This is a genomic window from Photobacterium sp. (assembly GCF_057456235.1).
This window is the reverse complement of the sequence record NZ_JBVCPH010000002.1, coordinates 242935-257703: the sequence shown is the minus strand read 5'-3', so window position 1 is coordinate 257703 and position 14769 is coordinate 242935. Positions and strand designations below refer to the sequence as shown.

The following is a 14769-nucleotide window of genomic DNA, read 5'->3' as shown; positions in this document are numbered from 1 at the left end:
GTGAGAACCAAGCTGGGATACCCGTTTATATGCAGGGCTCGAGCACAAAATCCGTGAGCAGTTAGCCATGAGCGAAGAATTCTTCCCCAGCATGGTTAAGAACAAGACCACCTCAAAACCGACCGCGCGTTGGGTATTCTTGAAGTTTGAGGGGATAGATACACTTGAGTTAGGCGACCAAAGGTTCATAACAGGCATCAAAGATTATCAGACACGTTTAGTCAAACTCCTCGGTAAGCTATATGAAGCGGTTTATTCCTGAAATTGCTGCGGAATCTCGGATTTAAGACCGGATACCGGTTGAAACAGTCAGTAAATCCTGAAAAACGGAACGCCCCCAGTTAAAATAACCGCGAGTCGCTCCGATGTTTTCAGAACCTTACAACTGTTCTGAGAAGTATGCCTCTATGATTGATGTGAAAACACTCATCACTCAGCACTCTGCTCAACACTCAATGGTTCAAATTTGAATAGAGTTCTTGCAGCCAGGTAGAAAACTGCAGCAGAAACAATACCGCAAATTACCACGGAATACTGAGGCGCATTGAAATTGACAAGCAATGCGACACAGGAGGCCAAGGCCCATGAGATAAATGCACGCGGCTCCCAATTCAGCAGGTGAGCATTATTGTGTAATTTTCTATGCAGAATCACCTGGTCCACGATAATAATCGTTGCAATCGGGGGGACAATCAGGCCAAGCAGATTCAGCCAGTCCTGAAAAGCATTCCAGATACCTGTCATCGCGACCAAAATTCCTATCCCTCCCAGGACCACCGTCAGCGTTCTCATACTTTTTCCAGTCATATGAGAGAAACCTACAGCCGCGTTATAAAGGCAATGAGTGCATCCTACTCCCAAGTTGATAAAAATAAATACGATTGCCAAGATTGTCAGTAGAGGACCGTGACCTGACAAGACCAGCATAAAGTTTCCGCCATCGAGCTCAGGGTTGGCAATAACTCCAGTTGCCACAATGATCGCCCCAATCACCTCTGCCAAAAACTTTCCGACTGGAAAAGCAGAAAATGCAGCTAAAAAGCCCTCGCGTCCATTTTTTGCCCACCGTGTAAAATCTGCGGTCATAGTGCCTGAATCTGCAAAAGTAGCAAAAATCAGAGTAACTGCCGCCCCAAAGGAGAATGCAGACGCCATCTCACCTGGCTGGTAGTTGACAATCTCCGACCAGCTGACATTGCCCGAGTCCATGGCAAAAGCAACACCAAGAGAACCCAGAACAAGATACAGCGGCGCCGCAATCCACCCGAGAGCGGTCAACGCCTTAACGCCGATGAACGTCGCGGCGACATACAAAATGCCGCCCAACAAAGTCATTCCCAGCAAACTTGCACCGAAAGATTTAAACATTGTGTCGCCGGTCAAGCCTACCATCAACGCAAACCAGCCCACCACAACGACAGAAAGCATACCGGAAACGATCCAATAGCCTTTCTTTCCAAATGTTCTTTGCGCAGTCATCGCAAAGCTCATTCCCGTGGATCCTGCCAGCCAACTCAAGGTGCCAACGATCAGGCAAAGAAGTAGATTTCCAGCAAGAATCGACGCAACGCCTAGCTTGAATCCGAGCATGGATGTGATCACGCCGCCAATTACACAGCTTGTCAGTACCATCGGAAATCCAAACCAAACTGCGGCGACTGACGGCAGAGATTTTCTTTTATCCACCGGTACCGGAATAAGTTCATATTCAGGCTCTAAAAAAACATTATCATTTTTTTCACTTGTCATGTGATTCACCTTCAAAAAAATAATTTATAAGTAGGCAGTGTGTATCTAAACGTTTTTATCACTATTCTCCGACATCATGTCGACCGGCATTCGAGGCAATAAGAACGATGGAGCACCCCATAATGTTCGTCGCATTCAGCTTTGGCGTGCAGATGCAGATTTCGTCTGTTTATATCTCGGCAAGCTATATGAAGTGGTTTATTCCTAAAACTGCTGCGGAATATCGGTTAAAATAAATAAACAGCCTAAACATCTTTAGGCTGTTTATACCCAAACAACCTCGTTTAACGGAAATTATTGTTTATACTATTTATTTTTTTTCTGAGATGTCTTTAACTATAACTGAACCGGAACCTGCATTATCTGCAAGACTCTTAGTTTCGTCAAAGTAGGCAATAGAACCTAATTGTGATCCAGCCTCAGCCATTGGATTTTGTACTACTTGAATAACAAGGCCGTCTGCGGGGCTATTATATTCTTTGATCTGTTCACCAAACGCACTGTATTGAACAAACATCAAGTCTCCCTTTTTAACCGTATCCAACACTTTTACCTTTGGTACGACAAAGCCACCATGTTCAGCCGTTACATCTACCCATACATTTGTATCAACGATATCATCAAACTTTGCTACCTTGCCTTTGATTACACCTGAGAACCGCAATAAGTTCATAGACCCTTCAAGTGCTTTTTCAACCCATTCAGGCTCATAAACCTCACGTGAACCAATTTCTAGCGTGAATGCGGGAATTCCAATACTATTAAATGCACCGGCTACTGAAGTAACACTTGAACTATTGATTGTTGCATTTAAGGGAAACAACCGTGTCAGTTCTTTTACTTCAGGGATACTTAAATCCGAATAAGCTGCTAATGGAAATGTAGTTGGATTAGCCGTATGCATATCTAAAGCATAATCAGCATTATCTTTTAGTAAATTATTCCAAAGGGAATAAGAATATCGCTGGCTACTACTTTTTTTTGTAACTAAAGCCACTTGTCTGTTAAGGTTACTGTTCACCTTTACAGGGCCAGATGGAACATACTCTCTAATATTAGCGATAAGACCAGGAATGTTATACTGATGGACAATCGTAACAGTACCTGACATTTGTTCCGTATTAAGATTTTCTTTTATGAGATTTGCCGTTAAATATGGGTTCATTTCATTAGCATGCACACCAGCGACAAACATGACACTTTTACCCGGATTTTTCCCTTTCAATACAGAGACCGGTACATAATAGTACTGTCCGGTATTAATCTCATCTCCTGCACGGAAAAAAAGTTCATTTACGGTATTATTGTCAAAGTCAGAGACATCTAACTGCGTGATTACTTTACGTCCTTGAACAACATCACCATTATAAAGAGTCTCTGCCATTACTGAACCAGAAAAAGCAGTGAACAATGATAAAGCGATTGCTATATTTTTCATAAAAACTCCGTTTAAGTGAAAATTTAAATAATAATTACTAGACAAACAATAAGATGTAATACACAGGTGATTTTCCTATAGTAATAGCGCATGAATTTTAAAACATGCGCTATTGATAGAAAATATGATTATTTTATTAATTTAAAAAATAACGCCATGGATATTATTTGATATTTTCAGCAAACGTAATCAAGGCTTTTTCGAAACACTCTACAGGCGGGTTAGTAATACCACAACCAATCATTCCTACGCCCGGTTCTTTATGCGCAATCGCCGTATTTATAATAGGTAAAATACCCGTTTCCAGAACTTTCCGTATATCTATACCTGAGGAAATACCTTTAAAGTTCAACAATGGGATGGTTACATTTGGATTAAGCGCGGTTGTGATTTCATCCATCGTAATCGAATAATTAATCGCGTCATCTATTGTTCCCCCCACGAGGGCAACAATCGCTGGTGCCGTGGCCATCGCAAAACCACCTATCCCGTAAGTCTCTGTGATTGCACTATCTCCAATATCTAAACCGGAATCTTCGGGTTTATATCCGGCAAATAGTGGACCAACCACTTTTTGTGCAGGACCGGTAAACCATGTGAAGCCAGGGATCCCACTTATACGAATACCAAACTCAACACCATTACGTGCCATGGTTGTTACAATTGTGCTATTTTCCACACCATGACCGGCGTCAAGCGCACATTTACACATTGCCATCCATGTCGGGCCCGAGAAATAATCACTCGAAGCAATAAAGTCAAAGACTGCTCTTTTTTCTTCTGTGCTGAAATCAGTTTCAAGAATTAGTGGTGTTAATGCTTGAGCCAACAATACTGTTCCGGCATTGTTGCGGTTATGGCATTCATCACCCATATGCAGAGCCTGTGCCAGCATTAGGCGTAAGTCGATTGGTTCTGCCTTATCCATGGCCGCTTTCAGCATCGGACCAAGAACATCTCGCATCCAGATAAGGCGCTCAATCACACTTTCATCATTCGCCCCCATTCTCAGTATTTTTGCCATCTGCTCACTTAAATTTGTGTATGCGACGTTACCGAAAGTCTTATTTTCCACCACATGCATATACATCGAAGCAGAAGTTATCCCAGCCATAGAACCGACACAGTCATGCTCATGACATGGCGAGAATGTAATCTCACCAGAAGCAGCAAGTTTAAACGCTTCATCCATATTAGAGGCCAGGCCTTCAAAAATAAGGGCTCCGCTTACTGCGCCACGCATTGGACCATTCATGTCCTCCCAACAAACAGGGGGACCTGCGTGTAAAATTGTTGTTTTGGTCATCCCTGGAACAACATCAATCGCACGTTCATAACCCACCAGTAGAGGGTGAGATTCAATGATACGTCTCACCGCTTCTTCATTCGCGCTATTAATTCGCTCTGCAATCTCTGGCTGTGCTAATTTATCTAATGCTTCGATAATTTTCGCATTACCACCGGCAATGGGTTGCCAATTTACTTGTGAGACAGGCGCTTGTTGCTTGCTAATATCATCTTTAAAAAACTCAACACCAACGTTAATAACGTTCACATTTGAAAATAGCTTTTCGATCTTATTCATTGATTATTCTCCCTTACTCACAAATGCTCTTGATAATAACCCAGTGTTTTGACTGCTACTTGAAACAGTTACGCCCACTTCAGCTAATTTATTGACTTGTTCACTTAGTTTTGGTGTATCGCTGTCGGTGCCAAGCACATAACCTAAGATTTCCAGATGCTGACCACGCGCCTTAGCTTTTTTCTTTGCTTCAATAATCGCTGGCAGCGTTACCCCGACAGGATCGAGATGCGAGCCATAACCAATTACAAAGTCTAAAACAATGACACCGACTTCTGGATCGTCAGCTTCTTGTAGCAGACGCTCAATACGGGAAGAAGGATCAATCATCGGGTGCGGTCGACCATTGGTGAAATCGTCATCACCAAAGTCAATGAAAGTATGCCTTTGACTCACATTAATATCCGCTAGGCGCTGATCTGGATTCTTGGCAATATTACTATAGACATCGCTATAAAATTCACGCGTTAGCATCATCGTTTCTTCGCACAATGTACCGCCACAGAACAAGCCTCGAACATACTTTTGCTCTGGTGCTAGCTTGGCTTTGACTTCTTCAATCAACGGTAAATTCAATGCTCTCTTATTGATGCTTGCTTCATCCACTCCGGTAAGAAGAACCGCTTGGAGTGCCGCTTCTTTTGTCGTTTTAGCAAAATATGCACCCGCTTCAATTACCGGTGCTTCATCCCCACCAAGCAGACAAACGACGACTGGCTTGCTAAACGTTTTAACCAATTCAAGTACTTTTTTCTCGACGCTTTTTGCCGCAGGTTTAGACACGATAACAATCACATCGGTTGCCGGATCTGATTCTAATGCGCGTAGACCGTCAAGCATCATGATACCGCCAACCTCTTCACTAAGATCGCGGCCGCCTGTACCTAAAAGTTGTGAGATACCACCGCCGAAGTCATGGATCCTGGCGGTGACTTCTTGACTGCCGGTTCCCGAGGCACCAACCACACCGATATTTCCATGCCGAACTTCATTAGCAAAACAAAGCCCGACATGATTAATAATTGCGGTACCACAGTCAGGCCCCATCATTAATAGACCTTTATCATGGGCAAATGTTTTTAATTCAACCTCATCAGAAACAGAAACATTGTCACTAAACATCAAGACATGAAGATCATTATTCAATGCAATCATGGCTTCACGTTTTGCGAACTCACCCGGTACAGAAATAATAGCCAGATTAGCATCCGGAACATGCTCAATCGCGATCTTTAGTGTTGCGTGTTTCTTTTCATTGCCCCCTAAACCCGACACAGCTTTATCACGCCCTTTTAGAAGGTCCTCTACTTTTACTAAAGCCTCATCACAGATGGCTTCGCTATCTGCTTTCACAACAATAAACAAGTCACCACTATTCGCCGATTTTACCTCTGGCAGTAAAAGCCCTACATTGTCTAATACACCTTTGTTCATTTCTGTCGCCATTGCGACAACAGCTTGTTCTAAATTTTCCATTTCATTAATTTTTGTTGATAGTGCCATTAATGAAACCGAATCAAAATATGTGTTCTTTTTAATAATTACTTTAACGACCATTTTTTGCCTCGAATATTATACTTACGAAATATATAAAAACTCTGAAGACCTTACATCAACCATTTCAACCAAAATTATTTTTTGGCATATTGACGAGGTTATATTTCAGTATTTCCCTATGCCATTAAATTGGATAATCTATCTTTGTACTTAATCAAATCTGACTGCTCATCACAAATTAATAAAGCATTATCAATAATCATTAACGCTTGCTGATAACGCCCGATAAGTTCTAATGACTGTGCTTTATGCAGGTGATATAGGGCATTCCCGCAATCATGAGTAATTGCATTTTCAATGGCTGAAATAGCTTCTTCATGTAAACCTAATGTACGCAGACTATTCGCTTTATGAAATGAGAAGTCGTATCTCTGAGGCTGTTGCTTTAACAACGTTGTCATCTCCTCAACCGCTTCACAATGCATTCCAAGCTCTCGTAAATAGTTAGATTTATGATAGCGTATAAAATCATTACCCGGATCAGAACTAATCCCATTATCAAATTCGATAAGTGCTTCTTCGGCTTTCTTATTCAATCGGTAACTGTTTGCAATATAAAGATAAAACTCTACTTTACCTTCAGAAGCCGTTAATCCTTTCCTATAAGCGATAATCGATTCATCGTAGCGTTTAAGCTCCGTCAACACATAGCCGTAATAGTAGAAATAGATAACCTCATCTGGGAAGTCATGCTTGTTTTCATTCAATACGTCTAGTGCTGCTTCATAGTCAAAATTCTGAATATGACGCTTGATAAGTTGCAATGACTTTGTGTATTGACTTTTGATTGAGTCTCCATCTTCCATCAAATCGACAATGTGCTTTTGATCGAGTTTTTTTGCATAATCAAGCGCACTGAGACCATTTCGATCCTTAAGATGAATATCGGCTCCTGAAGAAATTAAAACTTCAACAATATCACTATATAAATAGCCGCCATCACCCAGAATAACGGACTCTAGCAATGCCGACCAACCAAGTTGGTTAACATGGTTCACAGGGATTCCCGCATTCAGGCTCACCTGAACGGTCCGTAAAAAGCCTTTTTCGCTTGAAGGAAGCAACGGAGTTCCCCCAAAGCGGTTTACGCTATTGACATCAGCACCCGCAGACAGCGTTAGTGACAACAATTCATGAAACCCATTTGCTCCAGCACATAAATATGGTGTTAGCATATTCACATCTCTAGCATTTACATCAGCTCCGTTATCTATCAACACTTTTGCAATAGCTAAATTATTTAACTGAACAGCAACCATAAGCGGTGTGCAGCCGTTACTATCTCTATGATCTATATCATCAACTTCATTTATATTTTCAATAATTTCTTTTATTGAATTATTTTTAACAAGTTCATGAAGCGATACTTTTTCTTTTATTTCCATTTCAATCACCAATTTATGCCGTTTCTGATACAGATTGAATATTTTGGTTTTTCAACATATTTTCTTCTTTTACATTTACGTAATGCTTAATTCCAAATAATCCGGCCAACATTAAATATGAATAAACAAACATCATGGAGTCTGGTTGTGCGAATCCAACACCGTTTGCATGAATAAACCCGATAAGAGAAAGACCAGCAGCGACTAACGCAGCAACAATAGCGCGCAATGGTGTATTATTAATCGCAAATATCGCCATGCAACCCCACAATAAACTTGCTAGTGGCGCGCCATTTCCTAACCCTACCATGCCTTCATAATAGATACCTTTAGCAGCCAGAGCATCTATTCCGACCTCTGCAGCCGATGTTCCGGCAGTTGCCAAAGTGTTTTTAAACATGGTTAGAGCCCAATAACCAATCCAAGGGAATAAACAAACAAAAATAACCGGAACTTCTGTTTTTGGTGATTCCCGAACCACTTGGTTAGCCGTTACGATACCGATATATACAAGAATTGGTGCAATTGCTGAACCCGGAATGATGCTTAGTAGTACTCCGCCTAAACCTAAGACTGTAACCAAGAACATCGTTACGCCGTTAACCAAGGTATAACCAATACTCGCACCCATCTCTTTATAAGCAGCATGACCGACATATACCGTTACAGGGAAAGGGTTTCCCATAAATGCGCCAAGCATTGAAGAGAATCCATTCACCGTCATAATTTTTCGAGTCGGATAAGAATCTCCAGCCGCATCCGCACTTTCAATATTCTCTAAGTCAAACACATAATTGGCCAGACCCAGTGGTACTGCAGAGGCTAAGTAAGGAAGAGCATGAGGAATGCCGTCAATAAAATCATTGATGTGAACTTGAGGGGGGTTGAAACCGGCGTCGGCTAAGGAAGCAACAATGGCGTCCGCAGACTGAAGTCCGAACATCCAAGACAGCACCGTACCTACAATAATCAGTAATAACCCTGTTGGGATCTTAGGAAAAATGGGCTTTTTCCCAAACCAGTTGATAAAAATAATCCCTAATACAACAAACGATACTACTGGCGTCGTAAACGCTTGAAGCATCGGGTTCATTGCCAATAAAGTTAATCCTAACCCGGCAAGACATGAAAGAAGGACCGTTCTTGGCACGATGCGACGAATAGCATCACCAAAAAATGAGCCGATCAACAAGATCATAGCTTCTACGAAGCACCAGACTAGCGCAATTTGAATGGCAAATTCTGCGTTTTGAGTTGATTGGTAAACCGGCATGATAACAAGAAAAGTTACCGTAAATATTGATGGAGCACTTGGACCGGAAGGCAGTGCTGTTACATCATCTCGACCCGTTTCCTTTTTCAGTTTATAAGCAAACCAAGCATAGAAAACGCTTGCGCACATTACTGCAAGACCAAAGGCTGGTGCTACCTGGCCCATAACAAAGTCTCTAGGGAGACCAACAACGAAAAGCAACAGTCCCATCATTGTTAGTAGGTTGGTTAAATTGTTTGTGAAGAGGCCAAAAAAAGCAGCCCAATCACCTTTGCGCCATATGCTACTTATGTCCATATTGGATTCCTATTGTGATTGAATTATTCTGTTAGTTTGTATTCCGAACACCCTCAAACTAGCAAAATAGAGGCTATTAACTAAATTATAAAAATGAATGGGAAGAATTAATATTGATGATTACTACAACAAACCCAACAACAAACAAACAATGCAACAACAATATTTAACCAGCCATTAACGCCCTCAAATGGTTCCATACCCCTTCTGTGACCAATGTCACCTATAATATATTCAACGCAATTTTTATGTCGTGAATCCAAATCATGACTAATATCACAATCCATTTTTCACTCAATTCTTTACTGTCTTCCGGGAAGTTTCTGACAGCAACCATGTTTATTCTTTATATCGGTAATCATTTTTAGTCACGCTAATAAAACGAAAATATTACGACGTCAATGAACTACTTTTCATTACCAAATATCATCATCAACTAGAAGATGTGGACTTGAGCAGCGAATTTTTGAAGCGTTCACTCGCGCTAATAAGCCCTTTTTTTCGTACCGAATGTAAGAAGATAGGAGGATTTGACTGGTACTACAGTGTTAAGGTTGCTGAATGAATCTATGTAACTTATCTAAATCGTTCACTAGAAGCTGGTTATCGCTCTTAATGATCAGTTGCATCTCAATTAATTGCTTCACTACTCGCCGGTACACCCGCTCTGATGTACCAAACCGCTCCGCTTCTTTATACACCAGGGAATAATTAACCGTTGGTTTAGTTCCGATATGACGCTGGTAAATATCCCAAGCTATATTAAACAACAGTGGACATAGGAATCGGTTCATAGTGTTTGCCATCCCATCTTGATAGCGTTCTGACATAGAACTACTTAGCCATATCGCAATCTTGGGATCTTGCTGAAGAATCTCCGTCATAACAAAGACAGGAATGATTTTAGCTTCAATCACTTCACTTGCTTGTACGTCAAACTGACAGGGACTACTGGTCAAGAATTCATCTTCGCCAAAAAGATGGTTATCAACAAAGTTAAGGCCAAGACTATAACGCCTAGAATTCTGAGCCGTATAGACTATCGAAAACTGGCCAATATCAACCCAATACAGCTCGGTGATCTGTTGCCCTTGACGTAAAAGGTATTGATCTGGCTGGAATATTTTTGTCGCTAAGTTGTGTCTTTCCATCGATTGACAGAACAGCTGATATCCATGCTTTATTATCTGATTTATTGACTTCATGGTGAATATTTTATCCAAAACTGAGAGCTATATCGGCCATAACCAGACAATTGTCCTAATACTATGCCCTTCGTGTCAATTATATTGCAGCCATTGAGACTAACTAAGGTGATATTATGACTCCTCATATTAATGCTAATCGTGGTGATTTTGCAGAAACGATATTGATGCCAGGCGATCCGCTTAGAGCAAAATACATTGCCCAAACATATTTGAGCAATGCCAAACAAGTGTGTGATGTGCGTAACATGCTTGGCTATACCGGAGAGTATAAAGGGCAAGAAATATCTGTGATGGCTCACGGTATGGGAACCCCGTCGATGGCGATTTATGCCAATGAACTTATCAAAGAGTTTGGTGCCAAAAAACTGATCCGTATAGGCAGTTGCGGTGGTGTTGCAAGCGATATTTCCTTGCGTGATATCATTGTACCCAATGGAGCTAGTACAGGGAATGCGATGAACAGGGCGCGTTTTGCTGGCTATGATTACGCTGCAGTTCCGGACTTTGAATTACTAAAAGCTTGCTGGCAAACTGCAGATATGCAAGACGTACCAGTTCGTTACGGTAACATTTTTACCAATGATTTTTTTTACGAGGATCCTGAAGCCCTGCTACCGGCCTTACTTAAAATGAACATATTGGCTTTGGATATGGAATCAGCGGCATTATTTACGATCGCAGCACAAAATAGAGTACAGGCATTGAGCATGTTAACCGTTTCAGACCATATCATCACAGGTGAAAAGATAAGCTCTGCTGATCGTCAAACCACTTTCAACCAAATGATGGAACTTGCGTTAGAAACTTCGATTAAATAGAAAGAATGAGAATTAATTTATACCTGAGTTCAAGTCCGAACAACGATTTTTATTTAAGATTCAGATCTATAGATTATTATTTTAGGATCACTGATGATTGCTAAAAGTGGAGGTTCTGTTACGCCTGAAGTCGACCCTGTTTACGAGTAAAAAAGACAGATCTGCGCCTTTCTCTATCTGTCTCTTTCTCAAGTAACAGATGAAAAAAAGCCAGCAATTAAGCTGGCTTTTTAGAATGTGGCGGAGAGATAGGGATTTGAACCCTAGATACGCTATAAACGTATGCCGGTTTTCAAGACCGGTGCTTTCAACCACTCAGCCATCTCTCCAGTGCGGCGAATAATACGCTGCTGAATAAAAGCTGTAAAGACCTTCCAAGCTCAAGTGCTCAACAGATAATCAATATTTGCTATTTTTCCATAGATTGCTCAACTATCAATCACAACATGCGGTTTAAAGTCAGAATAAGGCAGATTCACTTCACCTCAGAATTGAGAATCGTGGTACAGAAGCTAGGTCTATAATTATCGTTGGTTACAATGGCGATAATAGAGGAGTTTTATATGAAATGGTTAATTTCAATGTCTGTTGCATTGTTGATGTTTTTACCTCCAACAATAGCAGCACAAAGTTCTACACCAACTCTGAATGATGTACAACAAGCATGCAAACTGAAACAAGTGACCCATCGCTGCGAAGTTGTGAGCAATGAAAAAGCCGTCAAAGGTATTTGTATCGATGCACAATGGTACGGCCTGATCTGTTCTGAACGTAAGTAGAAGTAAAAGTTAAGGCTATGAATATGGCCTTAACTTTTACTTTTATCGTAAGCGCTTACATATTTTTGACGTTATCAGCTCAGGAAAAAAGCGCAAAAAACACCTTAACTAAATGATTTAATATATTTTAAATATTTCTTCACGGTCGGAAACAGGTCAGATCCCGAGCAAGGTTGTGAAATTATCAGTCTTGCGCTCTTTACTATAAACTAAAGTGATATTAATCAATGGTCAGGGTCTGAATGGATCGAGCGGGCATTCTTACATAACAGCCTAGATCCTGATTATTCAGTACATCGACCACATCACGCTCAAGACTTAAGTCATTCACTAAACTGTAAACCGATTCACTAAGCCATTTTGTTCATGGGCGAGTTCATCTAGTCTGCCGCTCACTTCCGCAACCTGCTCCATTGATAAATAATTGGCATCGGCTATATGACTGATATCCTCGAGACTGCGGGCTATCATATTGGACGTTGAGCTTTGCTCTTCAGCCGCCTGCGCTATATGGCTACTCATCTGGCTGATCTCAATAATAATTCCCTGAATTTCTTCCATCGCGCTGTTAGCATCGGATGACTGGGAGATACTTTTATGCATTTCCCTGACACAACTTTGCATCACTGATGAAGCTTGCCCAGAGCTCTGCTGCAAATTTTGAATCATGCTTTCAATCTCTGCTGTCGAATCTGTCGTCCGTTTTGCCAGCACCCTGACTTCATCGGCGACAACCGCAAAACCCCGTCCTTGCTCACCGGCACGAGCCGCTTCTATAGCAGCATTCAGTGCTAACAAGTTGGTTTGATCGGCAATATGGCGAATAACATCCAAGATCGAGCCAATGTCGCTACTCATCACCTGAACCGTAGAAACCACCGTTACTGATTCATCAAGGCGCTCTGATAGCTGGTGGATCGTCGAGATATTACTGCTCATGACCTCTCTACCGGTTCGAGCTGCAACTTCAACTTCATGAACCTTAGCCATAGAGCTCTGCGCACTATTAGCGACATCTTTAACCGACTGCTCCATCTCTGTCATCGCAGTGGCAACCGATGACGTTTGCTGCCGCTGATCATTCAAACGCGATTTGGACTCTGTTGTTGTTGCCTGATTTTGCTCGGCAACCTGAGCTAAGTTGCCCGAGGCCACACTGAGTTTTCGCAAGATATCCTGCAAATTAGAAGCCAGTGTATTGATGTGATTACTGAGCTGGTTGAACTCAGTAAACGTATGCTCATCCACTCGCTGGGTCATATCCCCCCCCGTTAACGCTTCAAGGGTTTTGAGCATAGAAACTAACGGTTTACGTACATTTCTCGCCAGTAGCCAACCCAGGAAAACAGCAAAGAAAGTCACTAAAACCCCCATGACGATGGCTTGGGTGTAGCCGTCAATGTAGCTCTCATTCGCGCTTTCGATCGCATTTTCCATCAGTTTATCGGCTTCAGTACGAAACGTTTCAAGGATAGCCATCGCTTGATCAACTTCACTGGTAAGCACAGAAATATTGGCATACAGACGGTGACCCGCCTCGACATAACTGAAGTGCTGATTCAGTACGCCACCTTTTTTACCGATATCCCGGGTAAACTGTTCTACAGAAGGATCAAAGGTATTCTTAAGCGACGGTAACTGAGCTATCAGTCCCCTATAAGCATAATTGAGCCGGGTGACGCTGCGCTTATTATCTTTAAGCGCTTTGGTGATTGTTTCTATATTGTCACTGGCCAATGCATCTGAAGTGATCGTTTCTGTCTGTTTAAGCTTGATAAAATAACTTTTTGCCATCAACTTAACCGCAATATTTTCCTGGTTGTTGATGTACTCCTTCATCCCTACCCTTAACTCTGTTTGCAGGTGTTGGAAACGGCGGACTGCTTTTTGTCTCTCTTGCTGAGCACTTAACTGAGTTCGGTAATTTTCCATCGCTTTCTGGGATTCAGAGAAATAACGATCTTCCAGCGCAAGCAGTGCAGTTAGCTGGCTATTTAATACCGGATTGTCTTTAGATATTTCAGATAGTTTCCCAAGCGCAGAACTAAAGCCGTTATGCGCCAAACTAAATTTTTCTTCGTAGCCTTGCATTCGTTCGGCATTTGGGCTGGTAAGGAAATCTTTAAATATTTTATCTGCCGCTAATAATCTAACACTGGTTTGGTTAGCCAATGAGACAAGAGGAAAAGCATCTGAGGTTACAGATTGAAGCTGATTATGAATGCGGGTTGTTCCATCCAACATCAATATTACTGTCGCGACAAGCAGTGATACCATTAATGCAAACCCGGCATACATACGTTTAATAACCGAGGTTTGGCGAATTTTTTTCATAATATTCTTGAATTCCATTTTGGGGTAAAAGGCATTTATACCCAAACCACCTGAAAGACATACAAATATGTACTCTCAAGTAGTTGGGATATATATACCCAAGTGACCTCAAGGTGCAGGATTCAGAGTGAGTTCAGCGTGTTCAATTCAAGGAAAATGTGTGTAGGAATGGCCATCCCTTTCAAACACATTTGACACAGAAGTGGGCACACTGACTCACTCCCGAAGGGCGAGTTTTATTGGCTCCTATGCTGCGTTGCTGATTATTAACGTAGAACAATATGTCTTCAAATCAGCGCCTTGCCTAGAAGCCAATAAATTCTCGCTGAACAAGCATCTTGAGGTC

10 protein-coding genes, 1 tRNA gene and 1 pseudogene are annotated in these 14769 nt (G+C 41.6%); 3 read left to right on the top strand and 9 right to left on the bottom strand.

Going from position 1 to position 14769, the window contains the following annotated elements; translation table 11 throughout:
* Positions 1-25: 25 nt before the first annotated feature.
* Positions 26-262: pseudogene (locus AC2204_RS03765) on the top strand (IS1634 family transposase); the annotation flags it as partial.
* A 167-nt stretch (positions 263-429) separates the two neighbouring features.
* Here the strand turns inward: AC2204_RS03765 and AC2204_RS03760 are convergent.
* From AC2204_RS03760 to AC2204_RS03730, 7 genes are all read right to left on the bottom strand, one after another.
* Positions 430-1749, bottom strand: coding sequence for a cytosine permease (locus tag AC2204_RS03760; RefSeq protein ID WP_318924149.1), 1320 nt, complete (start codon positions 1747-1749; stop codon positions 430-432).
* 310 nt (positions 1750-2059) lie between these two features.
* Entirely contained in the window at positions 2060-3187 is a 1128-nt protein-coding gene (locus tag AC2204_RS03755) for a succinylglutamate desuccinylase/aspartoacylase family protein (RefSeq protein WP_318924148.1), read from the bottom strand.
* A 163-nt stretch (positions 3188-3350) separates the two neighbouring features.
* On the bottom strand, positions 3351-4772 hold the full coding sequence (locus tag AC2204_RS03750; protein WP_318924147.1) for a YlbE family protein: 1422 nt from the start codon (positions 4770-4772) through the stop codon (positions 3351-3353).
* A gap of 3 nt (positions 4773-4775) precedes the next feature.
* Positions 4776-6329: an acyl-CoA synthetase FdrA gene (gene fdrA / locus AC2204_RS03745; RefSeq protein WP_318924146.1), complete on the bottom strand. Its 1554-nt coding sequence runs from the start codon at positions 6327-6329 to the stop codon at positions 4776-4778.
* A 116-nt stretch (positions 6330-6445) separates the two neighbouring features.
* A complete protein-coding gene (locus AC2204_RS03740) occupies positions 6446-7714 on the bottom strand; it encodes an ankyrin repeat domain-containing protein (protein WP_318924145.1) in 1269 nt (422 codons plus the stop codon).
* Between the two features lie 13 nt (positions 7715-7727).
* Positions 7728-9284 carry a SulP family inorganic anion transporter gene (locus AC2204_RS03735; RefSeq protein ID WP_318924144.1) on the bottom strand — a complete coding sequence of 519 codons (1557 nt, stop codon included), beginning with the start codon at positions 9282-9284 and terminating at the stop codon, positions 7728-7730.
* Between the two features lie 548 nt (positions 9285-9832).
* Complete coding sequence (locus tag AC2204_RS03730; RefSeq protein WP_318924143.1) at positions 9833-10435, bottom strand: Crp/Fnr family transcriptional regulator; 603 nt, start codon at positions 10433-10435, stop codon at positions 9833-9835.
* A gap of 167 nt (positions 10436-10602) precedes the next feature.
* Here AC2204_RS03730 and deoD point away from each other — a divergent pair, with 167 nt between their 5' ends.
* Positions 10603-11310 carry a purine-nucleoside phosphorylase gene (deoD, locus tag AC2204_RS03725; RefSeq protein WP_318924287.1) on the top strand — a complete coding sequence of 236 codons (708 nt, stop codon included), beginning with the start codon at positions 10603-10605 and terminating at the stop codon, positions 11308-11310.
* Positions 11311-11548: 238 nt separating this feature from the next.
* Here deoD and AC2204_RS03720 read toward each other — a convergent pair.
* Positions 11549-11639 (bottom strand) — tRNA-Ser (locus AC2204_RS03720).
* Between the two features lie 234 nt (positions 11640-11873).
* Between AC2204_RS03720 and AC2204_RS03715 the strand changes: the two genes are divergently transcribed.
* Positions 11874-12089 carry a hypothetical protein gene (locus AC2204_RS03715; RefSeq protein ID WP_318924142.1) on the top strand — a complete coding sequence of 72 codons (216 nt, stop codon included), beginning with the start codon at positions 11874-11876 and terminating at the stop codon, positions 12087-12089.
* Positions 12090-12419: 330 nt separating this feature from the next.
* On the opposite strand, the gene AC2204_RS03710 is transcribed toward AC2204_RS03715, so the two are convergent.
* Positions 12420-14423 (bottom strand): methyl-accepting chemotaxis protein, encoded by a 2004-nt coding sequence (locus AC2204_RS03710; protein WP_318924141.1) that lies wholly within the window; start codon positions 14421-14423, stop codon positions 12420-12422.
* Between the last annotated feature and the right edge of the window lie 346 nt (positions 14424-14769).

Bases quoted from the DNA above. Each gene is read 5' to 3' on its own strand.
- AC2204_RS03730 (WP_318924143.1), bottom strand. From the start codon at position 10,435: ATGGAAAGACACAACTTAGCGACAAAAATATTCCAGCCAGATCAATAC.
- AC2204_RS03715 (WP_318924142.1), top strand. From the start codon at position 11,874: ATGAAATGGTTAATTTCAATGTCTGTTGCATTGTTGATGTTTTTACCT.
- AC2204_RS03735 (WP_318924144.1), bottom strand. From the start codon at position 9,284: ATGGACATAAGTAGCATATGGCGCAAAGGTGATTGGGCTGCTTTTTTT.
- fdrA (WP_318924146.1), bottom strand. From the start codon at position 6,329: ATGGTCGTTAAAGTAATTATTAAAAAGAACACATATTTTGATTCGGTT.
- AC2204_RS03755 (WP_318924148.1), bottom strand. From the start codon at position 3,187: ATGAAAAATATAGCAATCGCTTTATCATTGTTCACTGCTTTTTCTGGT.
- AC2204_RS03760 (WP_318924149.1), bottom strand. From the start codon at position 1,749: ATGACAAGTGAAAAAAATGATAATGTTTTTTTAGAGCCTGAATATGAA.
- AC2204_RS03740 (WP_318924145.1), bottom strand. From the start codon at position 7,714: ATGGAAATAAAAGAAAAAGTATCGCTTCATGAACTTGTTAAAAATAAT.
- AC2204_RS03750 (WP_318924147.1), bottom strand. From the start codon at position 4,772: ATGAATAAGATCGAAAAGCTATTTTCAAATGTGAACGTTATTAACGTT.
- AC2204_RS03710 (WP_318924141.1), bottom strand. From the start codon at position 14,423: ATGAAAAAAATTCGCCAAACCTCGGTTATTAAACGTATGTATGCCGGG.